The sequence below is a fragment of the Streptomyces sp. R11 genome (assembly GCF_041051905.1).
Taxonomy (GTDB): domain Bacteria; phylum Actinomycetota; class Actinomycetes; order Streptomycetales; family Streptomycetaceae; genus Streptomyces.
Genome location: NZ_CP163432.1, coordinates 3,331,933 through 3,355,208, shown reverse-complemented (window position 1 = coordinate 3,355,208; position 23,276 = coordinate 3,331,933). Strand labels below are relative to the sequence as shown.

19 protein-coding genes and 1 pseudogene are annotated in these 23,276 nt (G+C 71.1%); 13 read left to right on the top strand and 7 right to left on the bottom strand.

Translation table 11 applies throughout. The features are described from left to right. Positions 1 to 156 precede the first annotated feature (156 nt). Positions 157 to 803, bottom strand: a pseudogene (locus AB5J55_RS15235) (hypothetical protein); the annotation flags it as partial. Between the two features lie 25 nt (positions 804 to 828). Here AB5J55_RS15235 and AB5J55_RS15230 point away from each other — a divergent pair. The 6 genes from AB5J55_RS15230 to AB5J55_RS15205 all read left to right on the top strand — a co-directional run bounded on the left by AB5J55_RS15230 (position 829) and on the right by AB5J55_RS15205 (position 9,001). Next, entirely contained in the window at positions 829 to 1,044 is a 216-nt protein-coding gene (locus AB5J55_RS15230; RefSeq protein ID WP_369271204.1) for a hypothetical protein, read from the top strand. A gap of 207 nt (positions 1,045 to 1,251) precedes the next feature. Then, complete coding sequence (locus tag AB5J55_RS15225; RefSeq protein WP_369276190.1) at positions 1,252 to 2,043, top strand: serine hydrolase; 792 nt, start codon at positions 1,252 to 1,254, stop codon at positions 2,041 to 2,043. Between the two features lie 53 nt (positions 2,044 to 2,096). After that, positions 2,097 to 3,128, top strand: coding sequence for an esterase-like activity of phytase family protein (locus AB5J55_RS15220; RefSeq protein ID WP_369271203.1), 1,032 nt, complete (start codon positions 2,097 to 2,099; stop codon positions 3,126 to 3,128). Positions 3,129 to 3,221: 93 nt separating this feature from the next. After that, the gene (locus AB5J55_RS15215; RefSeq protein ID WP_369271202.1) at positions 3,222 to 6,941 is read left to right on the top strand and encodes an ABC transporter ATP-binding protein; all 3,720 of its coding nucleotides are present in this window, start codon (positions 3,222 to 3,224) and stop codon (positions 6,939 to 6,941) included. A 103-nt stretch (positions 6,942 to 7,044) separates the two neighbouring features. Continuing rightward, complete coding sequence (locus AB5J55_RS15210; protein WP_369271201.1) at positions 7,045 to 7,434, top strand: hypothetical protein; 390 nt, start codon at positions 7,045 to 7,047, stop codon at positions 7,432 to 7,434. Between the two features lie 157 nt (positions 7,435 to 7,591). Further along, on the top strand, positions 7,592 to 9,001 hold the full coding sequence (locus AB5J55_RS15205; RefSeq protein ID WP_369271200.1) for an aminopeptidase: 1,410 nt from the start codon (positions 7,592 to 7,594) through the stop codon (positions 8,999 to 9,001). A gap of 87 nt (positions 9,002 to 9,088) precedes the next feature. Here AB5J55_RS15205 and AB5J55_RS15200 read toward each other — a convergent pair whose 3' ends face one another. Then, complete coding sequence (locus AB5J55_RS15200; protein ID WP_369271199.1) at positions 9,089 to 9,778, bottom strand: hypothetical protein; 690 nt, start codon at positions 9,776 to 9,778, stop codon at positions 9,089 to 9,091. A gap of 141 nt (positions 9,779 to 9,919) precedes the next feature. After that, positions 9,920 to 11,773 (bottom strand): glycoside hydrolase family 3 protein, encoded by a 1,854-nt coding sequence (locus tag AB5J55_RS15195; RefSeq protein ID WP_369271198.1) that lies wholly within the window; start codon positions 11,771 to 11,773, stop codon positions 9,920 to 9,922. 802 nt (positions 11,774 to 12,575) lie between these two features. Here AB5J55_RS15195 and aroA point away from each other — a divergent pair. From aroA to AB5J55_RS15180, 3 genes are all read left to right on the top strand, one after another. Further along, positions 12,576 to 13,817: a 3-phosphoshikimate 1-carboxyvinyltransferase gene (gene aroA / locus AB5J55_RS15190; protein ID WP_369271197.1), complete on the top strand. Its 1,242-nt coding sequence runs from the start codon at positions 12,576 to 12,578 to the stop codon at positions 13,815 to 13,817. A gap of 13 nt (positions 13,818 to 13,830) precedes the next feature. Further along, a complete protein-coding gene (locus AB5J55_RS15185) occupies positions 13,831 to 14,454 on the top strand; it encodes a GNAT family N-acetyltransferase (protein ID WP_369271196.1) in 624 nt (207 codons plus the stop codon). 94 nt (positions 14,455 to 14,548) lie between these two features. Further along, entirely contained in the window at positions 14,549 to 15,127 is a 579-nt protein-coding gene (locus AB5J55_RS15180) for an RBBP9/YdeN family alpha/beta hydrolase (RefSeq protein ID WP_369271195.1), read from the top strand. A gap of 15 nt (positions 15,128 to 15,142) precedes the next feature. Here AB5J55_RS15180 and AB5J55_RS15175 read toward each other — a convergent pair whose 3' ends face one another. From AB5J55_RS15175 to AB5J55_RS15165, 3 genes are all read right to left on the bottom strand, one after another. Continuing rightward, positions 15,143 to 15,943: a sugar phosphate isomerase/epimerase family protein gene (locus tag AB5J55_RS15175; RefSeq protein WP_369271194.1), complete on the bottom strand. Its 801-nt coding sequence runs from the start codon at positions 15,941 to 15,943 to the stop codon at positions 15,143 to 15,145. A 96-nt stretch (positions 15,944 to 16,039) separates the two neighbouring features. Then, positions 16,040 to 16,972 carry a GNAT family N-acetyltransferase gene (locus tag AB5J55_RS15170; RefSeq protein WP_369271193.1) on the bottom strand — a complete coding sequence of 311 codons (933 nt, stop codon included), beginning with the start codon at positions 16,970 to 16,972 and terminating at the stop codon, positions 16,040 to 16,042. A gap of 108 nt (positions 16,973 to 17,080) precedes the next feature. Then, positions 17,081 to 17,677 carry a dihydrofolate reductase family protein gene (locus AB5J55_RS15165; protein WP_369271192.1) on the bottom strand — a complete coding sequence of 199 codons (597 nt, stop codon included), beginning with the start codon at positions 17,675 to 17,677 and terminating at the stop codon, positions 17,081 to 17,083. 230 nt (positions 17,678 to 17,907) lie between these two features. On the opposite strand from AB5J55_RS15165, the gene AB5J55_RS15160 reads away from it, so the two are divergent. Continuing rightward, positions 17,908 to 18,705, top strand: coding sequence for a DUF4389 domain-containing protein (locus AB5J55_RS15160; RefSeq protein WP_369271191.1), 798 nt, complete (start codon positions 17,908 to 17,910; stop codon positions 18,703 to 18,705). Positions 18,706 to 18,759: 54 nt separating this feature from the next. On the opposite strand, the gene AB5J55_RS15155 is transcribed toward AB5J55_RS15160, so the two are convergent. Further along, positions 18,760 to 19,809, bottom strand: coding sequence for a LacI family DNA-binding transcriptional regulator (locus AB5J55_RS15155; RefSeq protein ID WP_369276189.1), 1,050 nt, complete (start codon positions 19,807 to 19,809; stop codon positions 18,760 to 18,762). A 290-nt stretch (positions 19,810 to 20,099) separates the two neighbouring features. Here AB5J55_RS15155 and AB5J55_RS15150 point away from each other — a divergent pair, with 290 nt between their 5' ends. The 3 genes from AB5J55_RS15150 to AB5J55_RS15140 are packed head-to-tail and all read left to right on the top strand — an operon-like array spanning position 20,100 to position 23,232. After that, the gene (locus AB5J55_RS15150) at positions 20,100 to 21,257 is read left to right on the top strand and encodes a Gfo/Idh/MocA family protein (RefSeq protein ID WP_369271190.1); all 1,158 of its coding nucleotides are present in this window, start codon (positions 20,100 to 20,102) and stop codon (positions 21,255 to 21,257) included. Continuing rightward, on the top strand, positions 21,254 to 22,405 hold the full coding sequence (locus tag AB5J55_RS15145) for a dihydrodipicolinate synthase family protein (RefSeq protein WP_369271189.1): 1,152 nt from the start codon (positions 21,254 to 21,256) through the stop codon (positions 22,403 to 22,405). Before AB5J55_RS15150 ends, AB5J55_RS15145 begins: the two co-directional genes overlap by 4 nt. Next, entirely contained in the window at positions 22,402 to 23,232 is an 831-nt protein-coding gene (locus tag AB5J55_RS15140; protein ID WP_369271188.1) for a sugar phosphate isomerase/epimerase family protein, read from the top strand. The genes AB5J55_RS15145 and AB5J55_RS15140 overlap by 4 nt, the downstream gene beginning before the upstream one ends. The last annotated feature ends 44 nt before the right edge of the window (positions 23,233 to 23,276 follow it).

Here is a 23,276-nt window from a genome sequence, read left to right as displayed (position 1 = left end):
GGGAGAGTGACATGGACATGTGGTCGTGTCGAGGGTTTGCACGTGTCCATTGGGTGACGGGAAACGGCAAAACGGGGCTTGTCCACGCGAGTTGACACAACGGAACGGCCCCCGGCGGGTGGGCCGGGGGCCCGTTGGGTGTGGAGCGGGCCGGGGTCAGCCGACGTCCGAGGGGTCCAGACGGTAGAGCGTCGACTGGTTGCTCTGCGAGGGGGTGTCCGCGCCGGAGCCGGAGCCGGAGCCGGAGCTGGAACTGGAGCCGGACGTTGAGCCGTAGTCGCTCTCCTTCACCGCCGTCCCGTTCCTCTGCACCCACTGAGTGACCTCGGTGCTGACGTCGCTGCCGCCGCCGCCCATACCGCCGCCACCGAGCTGGATGCAGTGCAACTCGCCCTTCTTCACCAGCTCCTTGAGCTTGGCCAGGGTCATCGCCTTGTCGCTGCCGGACCAGCCCCACATGGAGATGACGGGCTCACCGCTGCTGACGATCAGCTGGGCCGCGCTCTGCGAACTCGACACCGCCAGCAGTCACTTGGCGCCGTTCTGGTGCTTCCTGAGGTAGGTGATGAGCTCGCTGCTCGCGGCGCCGCCCATACGGCCGGGGCCGCCGCCCATGCCCCCGCCACCGGCCGTGGCACCGGGCCGGCCGCCCGTGTCGTTGCCGGTTCCGGTGCCGCCGTCGGCCGTACCCGCGGTGCCGTTGGTGCCTCCGGTGCCCCCCCCGGTGGCGTACCGCCCGTCTCGGCGTTGCCACCAGAGGCCTGTCCGCCCTGTCCACCGGGCAGTTGGCCGCTCCCGCCGCCCGACATCAAGGCACCTGGCGGGGACGTGATTCCCCAGAACATCGGCGAGGGAGATTCCTTCGCGGTTTACCCGGCCGCCGATGACGAGCCGATGTGGTTCGCTTTCACCGTTGGGTCGGCCTACTACCGCCTGACCGTGGTTCCGTCACGCGACGGGGACTACCCGAGATACGAGCAGGGCGACATCGGTACCGACCTGCTCCGGCTGCTGATTCCGGCTATGGAAAGCGCTCTGAGCTGACGCCCGGCGCAGGGTCGCGGTGATCGCGGGTCCGCTCCCCGATCAGGCGACGGACAGTACGCCGTCAGCGGTCATCCTGCGTACAACCCTTCATACGTGCTCGTTGGTCTGAAGGACATGACCCACGGGACAACGAGCAAGAAGGCAAGGCGCGTTTCCGGACGCGCGAGAGCGGGCGTCGCGGCAGGTGTGGGCGTCGGCGTCGTCATGGCGTCCATAGCCGTCGCCACCCCCGCCGTCGCGGCGCCCTCGCCCACCGTCAGCTGTACGTCCGCCAAGGCCGGCCTCGCCGCCAAGCTGACGAAGGACATCACCGCCGCCCTGGCCAACCGCAAGGGCACCATCGCGGTCGGCCTCTACGACCGTTCCACCAACACCACCTGCGCCCTGCGGGCCTCCAGCGCCTTCGACTCCGCCAGTGTCGTCAAGGTCACCGTGCTGGCCGCGCTGCTGTGGGACGCGAAGAAGCACAACCGTTACCTCACCGATCGTGAGACGTCCCTCGCCAAAGCCATGATCACCAAGTCGGACAACGCCGCGACCAGCACGCTCTGGAAGCAGCTCGGCCTGACGAAGATCAAGGGCTTCCTCACGGCCGCCGGCATGACCCAGACCAAGCCCGGCGCGAACGGCTATTGGGGCCTGACCCAGATCACCGTCACCGACGAGCAGAAGCTGCTGAAGCTCATCACGGCCAAGAACGCGGTGCTCAGCGACAACTCCCGTGCCTACATCCTGCAGTTGATGGGCCAGGTCGTCTCCTCGCAGCGCTGGGGCACACCGTACGGAGTGCCGTCCGGCGTCACGGTGGCGGTCAAGAACGGCTGGCTGCAACGCGCCACCCAGGGCTGGCGGGTGCACAGCGTCGGCGCCTTCAAGGGGCGCGGCCACGACTACGTGATCACGGTGCTCACCCATGGCAACAGCACCATGAACTACGGCATCACGACCATTCAGGGCGTCGCCAAGGTCATCCACAAGGACCTGGCCGCGAGCTGAGCCTTAACGAGGCGGCCTACCTCGCGTCACCCACCCGCCCTACGGTGGCCCCCATGCGCCTGAGAACCGTACTCGCGACCGCCACCGCGGGCCTGGCGGCGGCCACCTGCCTCACCGCCGCCGGCCCCGCGAACGCCCACGTCACCTCGCCGGGCCGCCACGCCTGCTCGCCCTCCGTCTCCATCGACCGCTACTCCGACGCGCTCGACAAGACGACGTTCGAGGGCACCTTCGTCGGCAACTTCTCCGCGCTCGCCGTGGACCGCGACGGCTCTCTCGCGGCCCTCTCCGACCGCTCCTCCCTCTTCGACCTGAACGGCAGGACGCTCGCGCCGAAGAAGGCCGTCCCGCTCGCCGACGAGAACGGCGCCGCCCTCGACTCCGAGGGCCTCGTCATCGACCGGGACGGCACCCGGCTGATCTCCTCCGAGACCGAGCCCTCCATCCGCCGCCACTCCCGAGACGGCCGGATCCTCGACCGCCTCCCCGTGCCGGACGCGCTGAGGGTCGCCCCGGCCGGCCGAGCCGTCTCCAACGGCACCTTCGAGGGCCTGACCCTCCTGTCCGGCGGCCGCACCCTGCTCGCGTCGATGGAGTACGCCCTGACCGGCGACAGCGCGGACATCGTCCGCTTCCAGACCTGGAACCGGATCAAGGGCGGCCACGTCGAGCCGGGCCGCCAGTACGCCTACCGTGCCGACACCGGCCTCGGCGTCCCCGAGGTCCAGGCGACCCCCGACGGCCGCCTTCTCGTCCTGGAGCGCGGCTTCACCGCCGGTGTCGGCAACACGGTCCGCCTCTACCTGGCCGACCCGCGCCGCGCCACGGACACCAGCGGTGTCGAGAAGCTCACGGGCCAGGACGGCGTACGCCTGATCAAGAAGACGCTCCTCGCCGACATCGTGAACTGCCCGTCACTGGGAGCGACCGCCAAGCAGCCACAGGCGAACCCGCTTCTCGACAACATCGAGGGCATGGCGATCACGGGCCGTACGAGCGACCGCCTGAAGGTGCTGCTGGTCAGCGACGACAACCAGAACGCCGTACAGACGACCCGGTTCTATTACCTGCGCGTACGCATCTGAGCGCACCGCCCCGGCTTTGTTGCGGCGGGATGAAATCGGGGCTCGTCGGCGTTGGTGCCTTCCGGTAGATCAGGACGGACGGAGGGCACCGGCGTGGCAGTGCAACGGGGATGGGCACGACGGCTGTGGGGCTATGCGTGGCGCTACCGCAAGGACGTGATCCTCGCCCTCGGCTCCTCCCTCGTCGGAATGGCCGTCATGGCGGTCGTCCCGCTGATCACAAAGGTGATCATCGATGACGTCATCGGCGACCACACCCGCAGCATGGCCGTCTGGGCCGGGCTGCTCATAGCCGCGGCCTTCGTCGTCTACGTCCTCACCTACATCCGCCGCTACTACGGCGGCCGCCTCGCCCTCGACGTCCAGCACGATCTGCGGACGGACATGTTCGGGACGATCACCCGGCTCGACGGGCGACGGCAGGACGAGCTGTCCACCGGGCAGGTCGTCGGGCGGGCCACCAGCGACCTCCAGCTGATCCAGGGCCTGCTCTTCATGCTCCCGATGACCATCGGGAACTTCGCGCTCTTCCTGATCTCCCTGATCGTCATGGCGTGGCTGTCGCTGCCGCTCACCCTGGTCGCGCTCGCCGTGGCGCCGACCCTGTGGTGGATCGCCAAGCGCAGCCGGACCAAGCTGCACCCCTCCACCTGGTACGCCCAGGCCCAGGCCGCCGCCGTCGCCGGCGTGGTCGACGGGGCTGTCAGCGGCGTACGCGTCGTGAAGGGGTTCGGGCAGGAGGAGCAGGAGACCGGGAAGCTCCGGGAGGTCAGCCGGCGGCTCTTCGCGGGGCGGCTGCGCACCATCCGGTTCAACTCCAAGTACACCCCGGCACTGCAGGCCGTCCCCGCTCTCGGGCAGGTCGCCATGCTCGCGGTCGGCGGCTGGCTGGCGGTGCGCGGACACATCACGCTGGGGACGTTCGTGGCGTTCTCCACCTACCTCGCCCAGCTGGTCGGCCCGGTCCGGATGCTCGCCATGGTCCTCACGGTCGGGCAGCAGGCCCGCGCCGGCAGCGAGCGCGTACTGGAGCTGATCGACACCGAGCCGTCGATCAAGGACGGCACCAAGACGCTGCCCGCCGACGCCCCGGCGACCGTCGAGTTCGACGACGTGTCGTTCGGCTACGACCACGAGCGGCCGGTGCTGGACGGGCTGTCCTTCGAGATCCAGCCCGGCGAGACCCTCGCCGTCGTCGGCTCCTCCGGCTCCGGCAAGTCCACCGTCTCGCTCCTCCTCCCGCGCTTCTACGACGTCACGCGCGGCGCCGTCCTCGTCGGCGGCCACGACGTGCGCGAACTGACCTCCGACTCGCTGCGGGCCGCGATCGGACTGGTCCCCGAGGACTCCTTCCTCTTCTCGGACACCGTCCGCAACAACATTGCCTACGGCCGTCCCGACGCGACCGACGAGCAGATCGAGGCCGCCGCACACGCCGCCCAGGCGGACCGCTTCATCGCCGAGCTGCCCGACGGCTACGAGACCACGGTCGGCGAGCACGGCCTCACCCTCTCCGGAGGCCAGCGTCAGCGTGTGGCGCTCGCCCGCGCGATCCTCACCGACCCCCGGCTCCTCGTCCTCGACGACGCGACCTCGGCGGTGGACGCCCGTGTCGAGCACGAGATCCACGAGGCGCTCAAGCACGTCATGGAGGGCCGCACCACCCTCCTCATCGCGCACCGCCGCTCCACCCTCGGCCTCGCCGACCGCATCGCCGTCCTCGACGCCGGCCGCCTCGCCGACATCGGCACCCACGAGGAGCTCCAGCAGCGCTCCGCCCTCTACCGCCGCCTCCTCACCGACCCCGACGAGCTCGGCGGCGTCTCACCCGGCCACGCCCAGCCCGCCTGCCCCCAGGAGGACACCTCCGTACGCGACGAGCTGGACGCCGAGTTCGACGCCGAGCGCGGGGTGACCCCGAGGCTGTGGAGCGGTGACCGCGAGCGCAGGGACCTGGCGCTCGCCGAGTCCCCGGCCACGCCCGAACTCCTCGCCCAGGTGGAGGCACTGCCCCCGGCCGTCGACAGACCCGACATCGACGAGGCCGACGCGGTCCGGCCGGAGGAGTCGTACGGCCTGAAACGGCTGCTGCGCGGCTTCGCGCTGCCCCTGCTGATCAGCCTCGGGCTCGTCGCCATGGACGCCGGCATGGGGCTGCTGCTGCCCATCCTGATCCGGCACGGCATCGACTCGGGTGTCACACAGGTCGCCCTCGGCGCGGTCTGGGCGGCATCCCTGCTGGCCCTGCTCGCCGTGACCGTCCAGTGGGTGGCGCAGATCGGCGAGACGCGGATGACCGGACGCACCGGCGAGCGCGTCCTGTACTCGCTGCGGCTGAAGATCTTCGCCCAGCTCCAGCGGCTCGGGCTCGACTACTACGAGCGGGAGCTCACCGGCCGGATCATGACCCGGATGACGACGGACGTCGACGCGCTGTCGACCTTCCTCCAGACGGGCCTGGTCACCGCCTTCGTCTCCGTGGTCACCTTCTTCGGCATCATGGTCGCCCTGCTGGTGATCGACCTCGAGCTCGCCCTCGTCGTCTTTGCGACGCTGCCGCCGCTGATCGTCGCGACGTACTACTTCCGCCGGGCGAGCGTGAAGGCGTACGAACTCGCCCGCGAGCGGGTGTCGGTGGTCAACGCCGACCTGCAGGAGTCGGTCTCCGGGCTGCGGATCGTGCAGGCCTTCCGGCGCGAGCGGGACGGCGGCGCACGGTTCGCCGAGCGCAGCGACAGCTACCGCCAGGCCCGTATCCGGGGTCAGTTCCTGATCTCGATCTACTTCCCCTTCGTGCAGTTCCTGTCGTCGGGGGCCGTGGCGGCGGTGCTGATCGTGGGCGGCGGCCGGATCGACGACGCGACGCTGACGACCGGTGCGCTGGTGGCGTATCTGCTCTACATCGACCTGTTCTTCGCGCCCGTCCAGCAGCTCTCCCAGGTCTTCGACGGCTACCAGCAGGCCACGGTCTCGCTCGGCCGCATCCAGGAACTGCTGCGGGAGCCGACCTCCACGAAGGCGGCCGTGGAGCCGCTGGAGGTGCTGTCGCTGCGGGGCGAGGTCCGCTTCGAGGACGTGCACTTCAAGTACGGCGACGACGAGGCGGCGCTCAGCGACGTCGACCTGCGGATTCCGGCCGGGCAGACGGTCGCGTTCGTCGGTGAGACCGGCGCGGGCAAGTCGACGCTCGTGAAGCTGGTGGCCCGCTTCTACGACCCGACCGGCGGCCGCGTCACGGTCGACGGCACGGACCTGCGCTCCCTGGACATCACGTCGTACCGCCACCGGCTCGGGGTCGTCCCTCAGGAGGCGTACCTATTCCAGGGCACCGTCCGCGACGCCATCGCCTACGGCCGCCCCGACGCGACGGACGCCGAGGTCGAGGCCGCGGCCCGAGCGGTCGGCGCCCACGAGATGATCGCCACCCTCGACGGCGGCTACCTCCACGAGGTGGCCGAGCGCGGCCGCAACCTCTCCGCCGGGCAGCGCCAGCTGATCGCACTCGCCCGCGCCGAGCTGGTCGACCCCGACATCCTGCTCCTCGACGAGGCGACGGCAGCGCTGGACCTGGCCACGGAGGCCCAGGTCAACCACGCCACGGACCGCCTCGCCGGCCGCCGTACGACCCTCGTGGTGGCCCACCGTCTGACGACCGCCGCCCGCGCGGACCGGGTGGTGGTGATGGACCACGGGCGGGTCGCGGAGGACGGGACGCACGAGGAGCTGCTGGCGCGCGGCGGACAGTATGCCGAGCTGTGGCGGACCTTCCTCGGGCAGTCGGAGCCGGAGGAGCCGGTCGGGGTGGCGCGGTAGGCGCCACGGGGCGTGTGGCCGTGACGGCCGTGCAACCATCCGGCATACGTCGTGCGTCCGTACACCAGTACGCTCATTGCCGGTGTACGGGGAGGACAACCAAGTGGACAGAGGTGCGATACGCCGACGACTGGCCGTCGGCCTGGCGTTGCTGACCGCGTCCGGACTGCTCGCGGTCGCGGTCCCGGCCGAGGCGCAGGCTGCCGCCTCGCGCTGCGAGGGACGCAAGGTCAGGACGTACCCGTTCACCACCGGCACGCTGTACGTCTACAAGCGGGGCGGCCACATCTGCGCGATCACCGTGCCCAAGGACCCCGGGCGCCGGCAGAAGATGATGGTCAGTGTGCAAGCCTACCGGGCAAGGCCGGTCGTCGACGAGGGCCAGTACAGCCGCCGGGCCGGCCCGGTCACCGTCCACGCCGGGCACCGCTGCGTGTGGGTGAAGGGGAAGGTGGGGCGGGGGTCGGTGAGCAAGGGCTGGATTCTGTGCTGACCGGTCGGCCCGCCGCCCTCCGCGCGCCACGCCGGCCGCTCCTCTCTGTCCGAACGCCTCCCTCTGCGCTGCCTCCCCTGATGTCTCCATCTCCCCTGTTGTCCCGCTGAGTTGACCGGTAGCTTGCGCCGGACATCTGTTTCTCAGGGGAGGGTGCATGGCGCGCAAGACCCTCAGATGGCTGCTGGCGCTCGCGCTGTTCATGGGCGCGCTCGGTACGGCTTCGACAGGGGCGGCCACCGCCGCCGAGCCGGACATCAAGCAACGTCTGCTGTCCATACCGGGCATGAGCTTCGTCGACGAGAAGCCGTATCCCGGCTACCGTTTCCTCGTCCTCGCGTACACGCAGCCCGTCGACCACCGCAACCCGTCCGCGGGCACCTTCCAGCAGCGCCTCACCGTGCTGCACCGGGACGTCTCCCGCCCGACCGTCTTCTACACCAGCGGCTATGAGGTCTCCACGACACCGAGCCGCCGCGAGCCGACGCGGATCGTCGACGGCAACCAGGTCTCCATGGAGTACCGCTTCTTCACACCGTCCCGGCCCGAACCGGCCGACTGGACCAAGCTGGACATCCGGCAGGCGGCGGCCGACCAGCACCGCATCTTCACGGCGCTGAAGCCGATCTACGACAGGAAGTGGCTCTCCACCGGCGTTTCGAAGGGCGGCATGACCGCCACGTACTACGAGCGCTTCCACCCCCGTGACATGGACGGGGTCGTCGCCTACGTCGCCCCCAACGACGTCGTGGACAACGAGGACTCGGCGTACGACCGCCACTTCGCCCACGTCGGCACCAAGGCATGCCGGGACCGGCTGAACGCGGTGCAGCGGGAGGCGCTGGTGCGCCGGGAGCCGCTGAAGCAGCGGTACGCGGCGTACGCGGCCGAGAACGGCTACAGCTTCGACACCCTCGGTGGCCTGGACAAGGCGTACGAGGCGGTCGTCCTGGACTACGTCTGGGGCTTTTGGCAGTACAGCCGGCTCTCCGACTGCGACACGATCCCGGCGGACGCGGCAAACGCCACCGACGAGGCGATCTGGAACTCCATCGACCAGGTCGGGGGTTTCTCCTTCTACACGGACCAGGGCCTGGAACCGTACACGCCGTACTACTACCAGGCGGCTACGCAGCTGGGGGCACCGGCGATCGGGTTCCCGCACATAGAGCGCGAGTTGATCCGCTACGGCTACCTCCCGCCACGCGAATTCGTCCCACGTGAGATCCCGACGCGATTCCAGCCAAGGGCCATGCGTGACGTGGACAGCTGGGTCCGCCACAACGCCCGGCACATGATCTTCGTCTACGGCGAGAACGACCCCTGGGGCGCGGAACGCTTCCGAGTCGACAAGGGCGCGCGTGACGCCTACGTCTTCACGGCACCTGGAGCCAACCACGGGGCGCTCGTGGCAGGCCTCCTGCCCACCGAACGCGAGCTGGCCACGGCCCGCATCCTGAACTGGGCGGGCGTCGCGTCACCAACGGCCCAGCAGAGGCCGCTTGCGGCGTACGACGCGAAGCTCGACGCACGGGGCGTGGAACGGGAGTTCGGGCTGCGCCCGTGACTTCCCTCGGCCGGTGACCGACGGCGGGTGCGGGTGGCCCGCCGTCGGGTCGCGTCAGTTCGTGGGGCACGCGGTGGGCAGTACGCCTCACACCGGCCGCGCGCAGCCCACCGGTTTCTCGCCGCCCAGCTGGACGTACAGGGCCGTCGACAGGGGGCACTTCGCGCGCTTGTCCACGGACTTGGTCACCTTGTACTGCGGCTTCTGCCGGCCCTTGCCGTCGCACGCCGTCTCGCGCACCTGTCCGTCGCCGGAGCTGTAGACGCAGTCGCCGACGATCGTGCGGGGACCGCCTCCGCTGCCGGGATCGCCGGGGTGGGGCGGCGCCAGGTTGCGCATGCAGGCGTAGCCCTGCGGGATCGCGCCGTCGCCGTCCTCGTCGGACGTCTTGCTCTGCTCGCTGATGTGCAGGACGAAGTCCGTGGTTCCCGGGCACAGCGGCCCGTCGCCGACCTTGCCGTCGTGCCGGGCCACGGCCCGCGCCGCCGCGCGCTCACCGGTGCAGGACACCTCGGTGAAGCTCGTCGTCCCGAAGGAACTGCACTCGTCGACGCCGAGGAACACCGCGCCGTAGCCGGCGGGCCGCGTCGGCGGTGTCACCAGCTGCTCGCCGGTCCCGGCCCCGGAGCCCTCGCTCCGGCTCCTGCTCTGGCCCTCGCTCTGGCCGAGCCGCCCGCTTTGCTCCGCAGCCCCCGACGGACTCTGGCACCCCGTCAACAACGCGCTGAGCAGCGCAAGCAACGCACAGGCGACCCCTACAGCACTTCTCCCACGCATCGCACTCCCCCCGGGTACCCCCGACCAGCGTGACCCGCCGCAGCGGGCACACGCCAGACGTGTGGGGTCCTTTGCGTCGATTGGGGGTAAGTGCGCCCGTTGTGTGGCGTACGGGTGCTACGTCCAGAGCGCTACACGGCGCTAACCGCGCCCGTACGTCAGCCCGTGGCCGATCGGATACAGCACCCGCGTCGGATCGTCCGCCCGCTGCACCGGCACCGGCAGCTTCCCGCGCGGTGCCACCCGCCCGGCGATCACTCGCGCTGCGGCCCGCAGCTCGACGTCGGTCCAGGAGTAGGACGCCAAGCAGGCCTGCACGGCGGGCAGATGGGCCACGTCGTACGGGTTGCGGACCGCGACAGCCACCACCGGCCTCCCCGTCGCGAGGAGCTGCTCGACCAGCGCCTTCTGTGTACTGCTCGCCGTGACGTTGTACGTCCCGACCACCACCGCGTCCGCCGCCCGAGCCGCCTCGACGGCCTTGGCGATGGCGGCGGAGGAGGGCGCCGTACCCGTCGACAGGGCGGTCGCCGTGAAGCCCAGCTCGGTGAGCGCGGCGGCGAGCACGCCGGTCGGCGGTCCCGTCGTACCGGACGGGGAGGCCGGGTCGGCGCCGACGACGAGGACCTTGGGGTGCCTGCGCCGGGACAGCGGAAGGAGCGAGCCCTCGTTGACGAGCAGGGTCGTCGTCCGCTCGGCGATACGGTCGGCCGTCCTGAGGTGGGACGCGGTGCCGACGTTCCGGTCGACCCCGCCCTGGCTGACGTACGGCGCGTCGAACAGCCGCAGCTTCGCCTTCAGCCGCAGGATCCGCAGGATCGATTCGTCGAGCCGCGCCTCGGTCAACTCGCCGTCCTGGACGGCCTTCAGCACCGCGTTCCACGCGATGTCGAGGGAGGGCGGGTTGAGGAGCTGGTCCACGCCTGCCTTGAGCGCCAGGACGGGGACGCGGTCGTCGCCGTACTTCGTCCGTACGCCCTCCATGCCGAGCGAGTCCGTCACCACGAGCCCGTCGTAGCCGAGCTCCTCGCGCAGGATGCCGGTGAGGATGGGGCGGGAGAGGGTGGCCGGGTCGCCGGAGTCGTCGAGGGCCGGGACCATGATGTGCGCGGTCATGATCGAGTCGATGCCGGCCCGGATGGCGGCCCGGAAGGGTGGCGCGTCGAGCTGGTTCCACTGCTCGCGGGTGTGGGTGATGACCGGGAAGCCGTAGTGGCTGTCGACGGCGGTGTCGCCGTGGCCGGGGAAGTGCTTGGCGGTGGCAGCGAGTTGCCGGGAGTGCTGGTACCCGGCCACCTCGGCGGCGACCATGCCGGCCACCGCGGCCGGTTCGGCGCCGAAGGAGCGGACGCCGATGACGGGGTTGGCCGGGTTGACGTTCACGTCGGCGACGGGGGAGTAGTTCTGCCGGATGCCGAGCGCCCTGAGTTCCTGTCCGGCGATGCGCCCGAGGGTGCGGGCGTCGGCACGGGAGCCGCCGGCCCCCACGGCCATGGCACCCGGGAAGAGGGTGGCGGGCTCGCCGACGCGGCAGACGATGCCGTGCTCCTGGTCGGTGGAGACGAGGACGGGCAGGCCGCGGGGCTGGGTGAGGGAGGCCCGCTGGATGCCGTTGGACAGATCGGCGATCTGGTGCGGGTCGCGGGTGTTGTGCGCCCAGGTGAAGTAGATGATGCCGCCCACCCGGTACTTGGCGATCAGCTCGGCTGCCGTACGGACGCCGATCTCCTTGAGGTTGGCGTCGACGTCGGCCTGGTCGGGGGCGGTGGCGGAGTGGCCGTAGACCCGCATGACGAAGAGCTGGCCGACCTTCTCCGGCAGGGTCATCCGGGCGATGAGGGCCCGCAGTTTCCTGTCGTCGTGCTTGCCGTCGGGGCCGGCGTGGGCGGTGCCGCCGAGGGCGAGGGCGGAGGTCATGCCGGCGGTGGCGGCGAGGACGGTACGTCTGGAGGGGACCGACGTGTTTCCCATGCTTCCCGTGCTGGTGTCGGGCACGTGCGCTCCTTCCGGAGGTGGTGCGCTGAAGGAAACTTCCGAGAAGTCACCAATAACCGGGAAGTTTCTGCCAGTCAAGGGAGTGCACGGTATCCGGTAACCAAGGAGGGGCCGCCATCGGCGCAGTTGGAGGGGGGCGCGCCGATGACGGCGTGCTGCCGGCCGCGGCACGGCGGAGAGGGTTGGTCAGCGATCGCAGCCAGCAGCGAGGGCCGACACCGCACCACGGTGACTCTCCGGCAGCTTGCGGGTTGGACGAGCGGGGTGGGGCTGGGTTCCCGGGATGACCGGAAATCGGGAAGTTGGTGAGGTGGGGGGTGGTGGGGCGGGTGGGGGAGGGGGAGGGGCTCGGAGGGCGTGCGGGGTGGGTGCGCGCCGGCGCGGGTGCGCCGGGCGGCGGGTGAGGGTCTGGCTGGGCCGCCGGGGGCGACGGGTAGCGGGTGAAAGGTCGTGCGGACGGCGGACGGCGGACGGCGGACGGCGGACGGCCGACGGCGGGTGGCGGGTGGGGGTGAGGGGTGGGCAGGCGAAGGCTGTGGCCGACGGGCGAGCGGCCGAATGGGCCACAGTAGGACGGGCAGAGGCGAGGGGCGGCCGGAGCGAGGGAGCGTGCTGGTGGCGGCCGACGGGCGGGACCGTGGCGGCTGCGGGCTGCGGGCTGCGGGCTGCGGGCTGCGGTCCACGGGCTGCGGTCCACGGGCCACGGGCCACGGGCCCGAGTAAGCCCCCGGTGACAGGTCCAGGCAGGTCCACCCCATGGACACCCCCGCGTCGCAGCCGCCGACCGGGCGATCATGTGGGCATGCCCGTAGTCGACATCCCCGGTTCCAAGTCCGTCACCGCCCGCGCTCTCTTCCTCGCGGCCGCCGCCGACGGTGTCACCACCCTCGTACGCCCGCTCCGTTCGGACGACACGGAGGGCTTCGCCGAGGGGTTGGGGCGGCTGGGCTATCGGGTGGGGCGGACTCCGGACACCTGGCAGGTCGACGGCCGGCCGCAGGGTCCCGTGGTCACCGAGGCGGACGTCCAGTGCCGGGACGGCGCGACGACGGCCCGCTTCCTGCCGACCCTGGCCGCTACCGGCACCGGCACGTACCGCTTCGACGCCTCGCCCCAGATGCGCCGCCGGCCCCTGCTGCCGTTGACCCGGGCCCTGCGCGACCTGGGCGTGGACCTGCGGCACGAGGAGAAGGAGGGCCACCACCCGCTGACCGTGACGGCGGCCGGCGTCGAGGGCGGGGAGGTGACGCTGGACGCGGGCCAGTCCTCGCAGTACCTGACGGCGCTGCTGCTGCTCGGGCCGCTGACCCGCAGGGGCCTGCGCATCACGGTCACCGACCTGGTCTCGGTGCCGTACGTCGAGATCACGATCGCGATGATGCGGGCCTTCGGGGTGGAGGTGAGCCGGGAGGGCAACGCCTTCCTGGTCCCGCCCGGCGGCTACCGCGCCACGACGTACGCGGTGGAGCCGGACGCCTCGACCGCGAGCTACTTCTTCGCGGCGGCGGCCGTCACGGGCGGCGAGGTGACGGTTCCGGGCCTGGGCGAGGGGGCGCTCCAGGGCGACCTGGGTTTCGTCGACGTACTGCGGCGAATGGGGGCGCAGGTGGAGGTGTGCACGCAGTCGACGACGGTCCGGGGGACCGGTGAACTGCGGGGCGTCACCGTCAACATGCGGGACATCTCCGACACCATGCCGACCCTCGCGGCCATCGCGCCGTTCGCCTCCGGGCCGGTGCGGATCGAGGACGTGGCGAACACGCGGGTCAAGGAGTGCGACCGGCTGGAGGCCTGCGCGGAGAACCTGCGGCGGCTGGGGGCGGGAGTGACTACCGGCCCGGACTGGATCGAGATCCGGCCCGGCGCCACCGCCTCGGGTCTCGCGGGGACGGAGATCAAGTCGTACGGCGACCACCGCATCGTCATGTCCTTCGCGGTGACCGGGCTCCGGGTGCCGGGTATTTCGTTCGACGACCCAGGGTGCGTACGGAAGACTTTCCCGGGTTTCCATGAGGAGTTCGGGGCGCTGAGCGCGAGGTTGTGACGGGGGTCGCCGGGTGGGTCTCAAGCTGGAGGGGCCGGTCCTCGAGGGTGCTCTGGTGCGGCTGGAGCCGCTGGATCACCGGCACGCGGCCGATCTGGCGGTCGCGGTGGAGGAGGGCCGCGGGAGCTACTCGTTCACGTGGGTGCCGAGGGCCCATGAGGTGGGGGACTACATCGACGCGCAGCTCGTCCGTGCCGCGACGGGGCGACTGGCGCCGTACGCGCAGGTGTCCGTCGTATCGGGCCGGGCCGTCGGCGCCACCTCGTACTGGGAGCCGCGCTTTTGGCGCTCCGACGATCGTCTCGACGCCGTCGAGGTCGGGTTCACCTGGCTCGCCCGCTCGGCCCAGGGCACGGGCATCAACGCCGAGGCCAAGCTGCTGCTCTTCCGGCATGCCTTCGAGGAGTGGGACGTGTCCCGTGTGGATCTGAAGACGGACGCCCGCAACGAGCGCTCGCGTGCGGCGATCGAGAGCGTGGGAGCCCGCTTCGAGGGCGTGCTGCGGAACTGGTCGCGCTCCTGGGCGCCGGGGGAGGAGGGGCGGTTGCGGGATTCCGCGATCTTCTCCATCACGGCGGAGGAGTGGCCGGAGTGCCGGGGGCGGTTGGAGGAGAGAGTCGCCGGGTTCTTGCCGTAGGGCCGGCGTTCTTCCTGGTGGAGAGCTGGGCGTCGTCTCCCCGGCAGACGCCGGTACTGGACCGTCACGGCAGTGATCGGAAACCATCGGCCTCATGACCGCCTACCTCATCCTCCACGGCTGGCAGAACCGCCGCCCCAAGGACCACTGGCAGCACTGGCTCGCCGACCGGCTCGGTGAGTTCGGGCATCAGGTCGAATATCCGCAGCTCCCCGAGCCGGACGACCCCGACCTGGAGGTCTGGCTCGGGGAGCTGGGGCGGCATCTCGGTGGGCTCGACGGCGGGGCGGAGCGGGTCGTGGTCGCGCACAGTCTGTCCGCGGTGCTGTGGCTGCACGCTGCCGCGCGCGCGATGCCGGGGCTCGACGTGGACCGGGTGCTGCTCGTCGCCCCGCCGTCCGGCGCCGTGCTCGCCCGGCACCCGGAGGTCGCCCGATTCGCCCTGCCGTCCCTGGAGTTCACCCTCCCCGGCCAGACCCGCCTGGTCGCCGGCGACGACGACCCGTACTGCGAGGAAGGCGCCGACACCGTCTACGGCACCCCCCTCGCCGTCCCGACCGACATCCTCCCGGGCGCCGCCCACCTCGACCTGGACGCCGGGTACGGGCCGTGGCCCGCCGTACTGGGCTGGTGCCTCGACCCCACGGCGCCGATCATGGCCCGTCCCGAGTAGCGCCGGCGCCGGCCGCTACGCCGACTCGTTGAGCAGCCGCGCCAGGTGGTCCCGTCCCGCGCCGAGCAGTTCGGGAAGGGGTGCGGCCTCCTCGTACCACCGCTTCTCGTACTCCCAGCACAGCCAGCCGTCCCAGCCGTGCCGGGAGAGCACCTCCACGCATTCGGCGAGCGGCAGCACCCCGGTGCCCAGCGGCAGCGGGGTGGTGTCGTCGACGGAAGCGATGTCCTTGACCTGGACGTAGCCGAGGTACGGGGAGAGGGCCGCGTAGCTCTCCGAGGGCTGCTCGCCGCCCAGCCAGGTGTGCATGACGTCCCACAGCGAGCCGACGTGGCGGTGGCCGACCAGGCCGAGGACGCGGATCGAGTCGGCGGCGGTGCGGTGCGAGTCGTGGGTCTCCAGCAGGATCCGCACGCCCATGTCGGCGGCGTACTGCGCGGCCGTACCCAGCCGCCGCGCGGCGATCGCGTCCGCCGACTCGGGGCTCTGCTCGGGGTCGGCGCCGGGGAAGACGCGGACGTAAGGAGCGCCGAGGTCGTGGGCGAGGTCGACGAGGGTGCGGATCTCCTCGATCACGGGCCCGTCGTCACCGGGCGCGGCGACCCGGGCGTACCCGGCCAGGCCCAGGAGCTCGATGCCGGCGGCCTTGAACTCGGCCGCCACGTCGGCCCGTTCGGCGGGACCGAGACCCGTGTGCACCGGCTCCTCGGCGTGCGTGCGCAACTCGACGCCGTGATAACCGTGCGCGGCCGCGAGCCGCAGCACGTCGGGGACGGGGAGACCGGGGACGCCGAGGGTGGAGAACGCCAGTTTCATGCATCCCACCTTGCCAGGGAAAAGGGGGTGCGCCCATCCGGCAGGCGGGCCGGGGGACGCTCCGGATCTGTCACCTCCTGCCCGCCGCACGGCACCTCACTCCTGCGTGCCGTGGAGATTCAGTCGCCAGTCCTGCCCGGTCAGGTCCTTGCCGAAGGAGCGGTGGGGTTTCTCGGCGGACAGGACGAAGCCGTGGCGCTGGTAGAGGCGGCGGGCGGCGGCCAGCACGTCGTTGGTCCACAGGACGAGGTCGCGATAGCCGACGCCGCGCGTGAAGTCGACGACGGCCGAGACGAGCCGGTCGCCGATGCCGAGGCCGCGCGCGTAGGGCTCGACCAGCAGCAGCCGCAGCCGGGCCGTGGCGGGCGCCTCGTCGCGTACGCACATCACGCAGCCGACCGGCCGGCCGTCCAGCTCGGCGATCCACACCCGCTCCAGATGCGGATCGTGATCCTCCGCGAAGTCCGCGACGATCCTCGCCACCAGCCCCTCGTAGTCGGCGTTCCAGCCGTACTCGGCGGCATACAGCGCGGCGTTGCGCTGCACGATCCAGCCCAGGTCGCCGGGGCCGGGCTCGCGCAGCAGGACGTCCTCGCGGCGGGGAGGGCGGCCGTCGGACAGGATCGTACGGACCGTCGTCATCGCTTCGGCGAGGCGCGGCCGTTCGGCGGCCGGCACGGTCGCCAGCAGCGAGCCGACCGATTCGGTCGCCCGTTCCTCCAGCAGCTTGCCGGTCTCCCGGCCGCGCGCGGTGAGCGTGACGCGCCGGCGACGCGGGTCCTCCCGGGAGGGGGTGCGCTCGATGAGCCCGTCCTGCTCGAACTTGTTCAGGATCCGGCTCAGATACCCCGCGTCCAGGGAGAGTTCGGCCCGCAGGTCGGCCGCGTCCGTACGCGGGGAGTGCGCGAGCTCGTACAGGACGCGGGACTCGGTGAGGGTGTACGGGGCGTACAGGTGGCGGCTGTAGTCGAGGGCGCCGATGACGTTGGTGTAGAAGCGGTTGAAGGCGCGGATGTCATGCACGGTCATGGTCGATCCCGAAGGCTCCCCGCGGGGCCGCTGGGCCCCCGGTTCCGGATGTTTGACTCAGTCAGAGGTTTTCGCTGAGTCGAGCCTAGGACGTCCGCGCCCTCGTCGCTAGCCCTCGTTGGCGGGCCGGAAGACGCAGACCTGCGCGCCGGTCTTGGCGGCGGTGGTGGAGACGAGTTCCAGCGGCCGCTTCCCCCCGTCCTGCGGAAAGATCGACTTCCCGCCACCGAGCAGCACCGGCATCACGATGAGCTGCAGCTCGTCGACCAGCCCCTCCTGGATGAGGGTCCGCACGAGGGTCGGGCTGCCCATCATCGCCAGGTCGCCGCCCTCCGCCTCGCGCAGCTCCCGCACCCGGGCGACGGCCTCGGCGCCGGGGATGAGGGTGGTGTTGTTCCAGGTCAGGTCGGCATCGGTGAGAGTGCCGGAGACGACGTACTTCTTGATCGAGTTCATCCGGTCGGCGAAGGGGTCCCCGGCCCGCTCCGGCCACGCCGCAGCCATGGTCTGCCACGTCCGGCGCCCGAAGAGCAGTGCCTCGGCGTTCTGCATCCCCGCGTCGAAGGCCCCGCCGAGGACCTCGGCGTCGAAGTACGGATGCGACCAGCCACCGTGCGCGAAGCCGCCGTCGGTGTCCTCCTTGGGACCGCCGGGGGCCTGGACGACACCGTCGAGGCTGATGAACTCGGTGATGGCGATGCGCATGGGATTCGCTCCTGTGGTCCGCTGGGGCTCGGGCGAGCCGGTCTTCACGGCATGGAAGACCGGGGTGGAGCCCGGAAATCATCGGTGGGTCGAGTCAAGACGCGGAACCGGGCATTCGGCAGGGGTCGGGGCGGGCTACCTCCGTTTGGGCCTGCGCAGGGCGCGGGGGCCGCTTCGCCGCCGCAGCATGGTCGTGTCAGGCGGCATCATCGGCACGACTGGGAGTCTTCATGGCGACGGGCTGGGATCCGCGGGCCGCTCACGGTGACGAGGGCGGTGAGTGGCTGCCCGTCCTCGACATCCCCGCTGTCGCACGGCAGCGGCGCTGGACCGTCCTGCTGCGCTGGCTGCTGCTCCTGCCGCAGTTCGTGGTGGTCTGGCTGCTCTCCGTCGCGGCGTTCTTCGTGACCATCGTCGGATGGTTCGCCGCCCTGTTCACGGGACGGCTGCCCGACGGGATCTTCCGCTTCCTCGGCTCGGTCCTCGCCTACCGGACGCGGGTCGGCGCGAGCGCGATGCTGCTGGTCGACCGCTATCCGCCGTTCTCGTTCTCGGCTCCCGGACATCCCGTGCAGATCGAACTGCGCGCCACGCCGCTGAATCGGCTCGCGGTGTTCTTCCGCCTGATCCTGATGATCCCGGCAGCGATCATCAACAACCTCGCGCAGGCGGGTTGGTTCGCGGTGGGCTGGGTGTTCTGGCTCATCGCAATCGTGCTGGGGCGGCTGCCCGCACCGGTCTTCGCCGCCACGGCCGCCGTCGCCCGCTACCAGATGCGTTTCACCGCGTACGTCACGATGCTGACCCCCGCCTATCCCAAGCGGTTGTTCGGCGATGAGCCGGTTCCTCAGGACGCGGTCCGCTCCGGCACCCGGCCGCTGCTCCTGGACACCGCGGCCAAGGTCCTCGTCGTGCTCTTCCTGCTGCTCGGCCTGGCCGGCCATGTCGTCAGCAGCACCGTGGACTACGACGACCACGACCAGGAGATCGACGACGTCACGGCCCCGGCTGTGGTGCCCGCACGTTGAGCAGTTCGCCCTGCACCTGATTCCCGATGCTGCCCAGGTGCTCGCACGGGGGCCTCAGGCCTCCCGAGGCCCCCCGGAAGACCCCCGAACCATCAACTCCCCCCGGATCGTGGCGATCTCCCCCAGCGGCGGCTCCTCCCGCCCCATCGCGATCCGTCCGGCCCGCGCCCCCGCCTCCGACAGCGGCAGCCGCACGGTCGTGAGGGAAGGCACCGTGTCGAGGCTGAACGGCAGGTCGTCGAATCCCGCCACCGAGACGTCCTCCGGGATCCGCAGCCCGGAGTCGCGCAGTGCCGCACAGGCGCCCAGGGCGACGGAGTCGTTCGCCGCGACCACGGCGGTCAGTGAGGGGTCCCGGCGCAGCAGTTCCAGTGTCGCCTCGTAGCCCGACTGCCGGTCATAGCGGCCGTGCACCGTCCACCGGGGGTCCTCCTGTATGCCGTGCGCCTCCAGCGCCGCCCGGTGACCCTCCAGCCGGTGCCGGGTCGTCGTCCGCTCCTCCGGCCCCGCGATGTAGCCGAGCCGCCGGTGCCCCAGCCCGATCAGGTGCTCGGTCAGTTCACGCCCGCCCCCGCGGTTGTCGAAGGTCAGCGCGATCGCCCCGGTGTCCGGCGCCGGCGGTCGGCCGCAGAGCACGACCCGCGTCCCGGCGTCCGTCAGCTTCCGCAGCTTCGCCGCGACCGCGGCCGCGTGCGGTGCGTCCTCGACGGCGCCGCCGGTCAGGACGACCGCCGCGGCCCGCTGCCGCTGCAGCAGTGTCAGGTACGTCAGTTCGCGCTCCGGCGAACCCCCCGTGTTGCAGACGACCGCCAGCCGCTCACCGCCGGCCCGGCCGCCCGGACCCCCGATCTCGGACTGGATCGCGCTCGCCATGATCCCGAAGAAGGGGTCGGCGATGTCGTTGACCAGGATGCCGACCAGGTCGGAGGTGGCGGCGGCCAACGCGCTCGCGGGACCGTTGAGCACGTAGTCCAACTCGTCCACCGCCCGCAGCACCCGTTCCCGGGTGGAAGCGGCCACGGGGTAGTTGCCGTTCAGCACGCGCGACACCGTCGCGGGGGAGACCTGGGCGCGGGCCGCCACGTCCGCCAGGGTCACCGTCATCTCGTCGTCCTCCGGTCGCGCATCTCGTCGTACCACCTCGTACGTGCTCACAGACAGGCCTGCCTCCTCGTAGACAGGTCATCCGCGGTCACGGTTCCGTGTATGTCGAGCAGACCTTACGGCCAGAAACCCCCGTTGTTCGTCCCCTCGAACAACTCAACCCGGTCACGGTCTTGTCCGGAGCGCTGCTCAGAGGCTAGCTTCTCACCATGTAGAAAGCGCTTGCTGCGACGCTCACCAGTGAAAGACGGGGCGTACGCGGCGCAGACCCCGCGTACGAAGGGAACGACGTGACACGCAAGACGGTGCGTATCGCTATGAACGGTGTGACAGGGCGCATGGGCTACCGCCAGCACCTGGTCCGCTCCATCCTGGCCATCCGTGAGCAGGGCGGGCTCGACCTCGGCGACGGCACCGTGCTGTGGCCGGAGCCGATCCTGGTCGGCCGCCGCGAGTACGCCCTGAAGGCGCTCGCCGAGCAGCACGGCCTGGACGCGGAAAACGTCTCGACGGACCTGGACGCGGTGCTCGCCGACCCGGCTGTCGAGATCTACTTCGACGCCCAGGTCACCTCGGCCCGCGAGGAGGCGATCAGGAAGGCGATCGCGGCCGGCAAGCACATCTACACCGAGAAGCCCACCGCCACCGGTCTGGAAGGTGCCCTGGAACTGGCCCGTCTCGCGGGCGAGGCCGGCATCAAGCACGGCGTCGTCCAGGACAAGCTCTTCCTCCCGGGCCTGCTGAAGCTCAAGCGCCTCATCGACGGGGGCTTCTTCGGGCGGATCCTCTCCATCCGCGGCGAGTTCGGCTACTGGGTCTTCGAGGGCGACTGGCAGGCCGCGCAGCGCCCGTCCTGGAACTACCGCGCGGAGGACGGCGGCGGCATCGTCGTCGACATGTTCCCGCACTGGGAGTACGTGCTGCACGAGCTCTTCGGGCGCGTGAAGTCCGTGCAGGCCATCGCCACCACCCACATCCCGCAGCGCTGGGACGAGAACGCCAAGCCGTACGACGCCACGGCCGACGACGCCGCCTACGGCATCTTCGAGCTCGACGGCGGCGCCATCGCCCAGATCAACTCCTCCTGGGCCGTACGCGTCAACCGCGACGAACTGGTCGAGTTCCAGGTCGACGGCACCGAGGGCTCCGCGGTCGCGGGCCTGCGCAACTGCCGCGTCCAGCACCGCTCCCTCACCCCGAAGCCGGTCTGGAACCCGGACATCCCGGCCACCTACTCCTTCCGCGACCAGTGGCAGGAGGTCCCGGACAACACCGAGTTCGACAACGGCTTCAAGGCCCAGTGGGAGCTGTTCCTCAAGCACGTCTACGCCGACGCCCCCTACCACTGGGACCTCCTCGCCGGCGCCCGCGGCGTGCAACTCGCCGAGCTGGGCCTGAAGTCCTCGGCCGAGGGCCGCCGCATCGACGTACCGGAGATCCAGCCGTGACGATCCGACTGCCCGACCTCAAGGGCGGGTTGCGGGCGTACGATCCCCGCCCGGAACCCTTGGTGGTGACCCCCGGCACCCCCTTCACCTCCCGTACGGTCTTCTCCGCGGCGCATGTCGTCGCCGACCCGTACGCCGATGTGTCGCCCGACTCGCCCGCCGCCGTCGACTGGGACGCCACCCTCGCCTTCCGCCGCCACCTGTGGTCCCACGGGCTCGGCGTCGCCGAGGCCATGGACACCGCCCAGCGCGGGATGGGCCTGGACTGGGCGGGCGCGGCCGAGCTGATCCGCCGGTCGGCCGCCGAGGCCCGTGCCGTGGGCGGCCGTATCGCCTGCGGTGTCGGCACCGACCAGATCGCCGCGGGCACTCTTGAGGAGGTCCGGGCGGCGTACGAGGAACAGCTCGCGGTCGTGGAGGAGTCGGGCGCGCAGGCGATCCTGATGGCCTCGCGCGCGCTGGCCGGCGCGGCGAAGGGCCCGGAGGACTATCTGGAGGTCTACGGCCAACTGCTCCGGCAGTCCGCCGAGCCGGTGATCCTGCACTGGCTGGGCCCGATGTTCGACCCGGCGCTGGAGGGCTACTGGGGCTCGTCCGACCTGGACGCGGCGACCGACACCTTCCTGGAGGTGATCTCGGCCCACCCCGACAAGGTCGACGGCATCAAGGTCTCCCTGCTGGACGCCCAGCGCGAGATCGACCTGCGGCGCCGCCTCCCGCAGGGCGTCCGTTGCTACACCGGCGACGACTTCAACTACCCCGAGCTGATCGCGGGCGACGAGCAGGGATTCAGCCACGCCCTGCTCGGCATCTTCGACCCGCTGGGACCGCTGGCGGCCCAGGCGGTCCGGGTCCTGGACACGGGCAACGTAGCGGGCTACCGCGAACTCCTCGACCCCACGGTCGAGTTGTCCCGCCACCTCTTCCAGGCACCCACCCGCTTCTACAAGACGGGTGTGGTCTTCCTGGCCTGGCTGGCCGGCCACCAGTCCCACTTCACCATGGTCGGTGGCCTCCAGTCGGCCCGCTCCCTGCCGCACTTCGCCCGCGCCTACGAACTCGCCGACGGACTGGGCCTGTTCCCCGACCCCAAGGTCGCCGAGGAGCGGATGAAGAACCTGCTGTCCCTGTACGGGGTGAACCAGTGACAGAGCTCGCGCGTTTCTCCATCAACCAGATGACGGTCAAGCAGCTGTCGATGCCGGAACTGGTCCACAGCTGCCGCGAGTTGGGCGTCGCCAACGTCGGCCTGTGGCGGGAGCCCGTCCAGGCGTACGGCCTGGAGGCGACGGCCAAACTGGTCCGGGACGCCGGCCTCACCGTCACCACCCTGTGCCGCGGCGGCTTCTTCACGGCGATCGACCCGGCGGAGCGTGCGGCGGCCCTGGACGACAACCGCCGCGCGGTCGACGAGGCGGCGACGCTCGGCACGGACGTACTGGTCCTGGTGTCCGGCGGCCTGCCGGCCGGCTCCAAGGACCTGCACGGCGCCCGGGAACGGATCGCGGACGCGCTGGCCGTGCTCGGCCCCTACGCCGAGGACCACGGCGTGCAGCTGGCCATCGAGCCGCTGCACCCGATGTACGCCTCGGACCGCTGCGTCGTCTCGACCCTGACGCAGGCCCTGGACCTCGCGGAACGCTTCCCTGCCCACCAGGTCGGCGTCACGGTCGACACGTACCACATCTGGTGGGACGACAACGCGCCCGCACAGATCGCCCGCGCGGGCGCGGGCGGGCGTATCCACACCTTCCAACTCGCCGACTGGACCACCCCGTTGCCGCAGGGCGTGCTCAACGGCCGCGGGCAGATCGGGGACGGGGCGATCGACATGCGGGCGTGGCTCGGGTACGTGGCGGCGGCGGGCTACACCGGCGCCATCGAGGTCGAGCTGTTCAACGACGGCCTGTGGGCACGCGACGGCCGTGAGGTGCTGGCGGAGACGGCGGCGCGGTTCGTGGCGCACGTGGGGTAGCGCAGACGGGATTCGGCGGAACGCCGACGGCTTTCGGGTCGTCG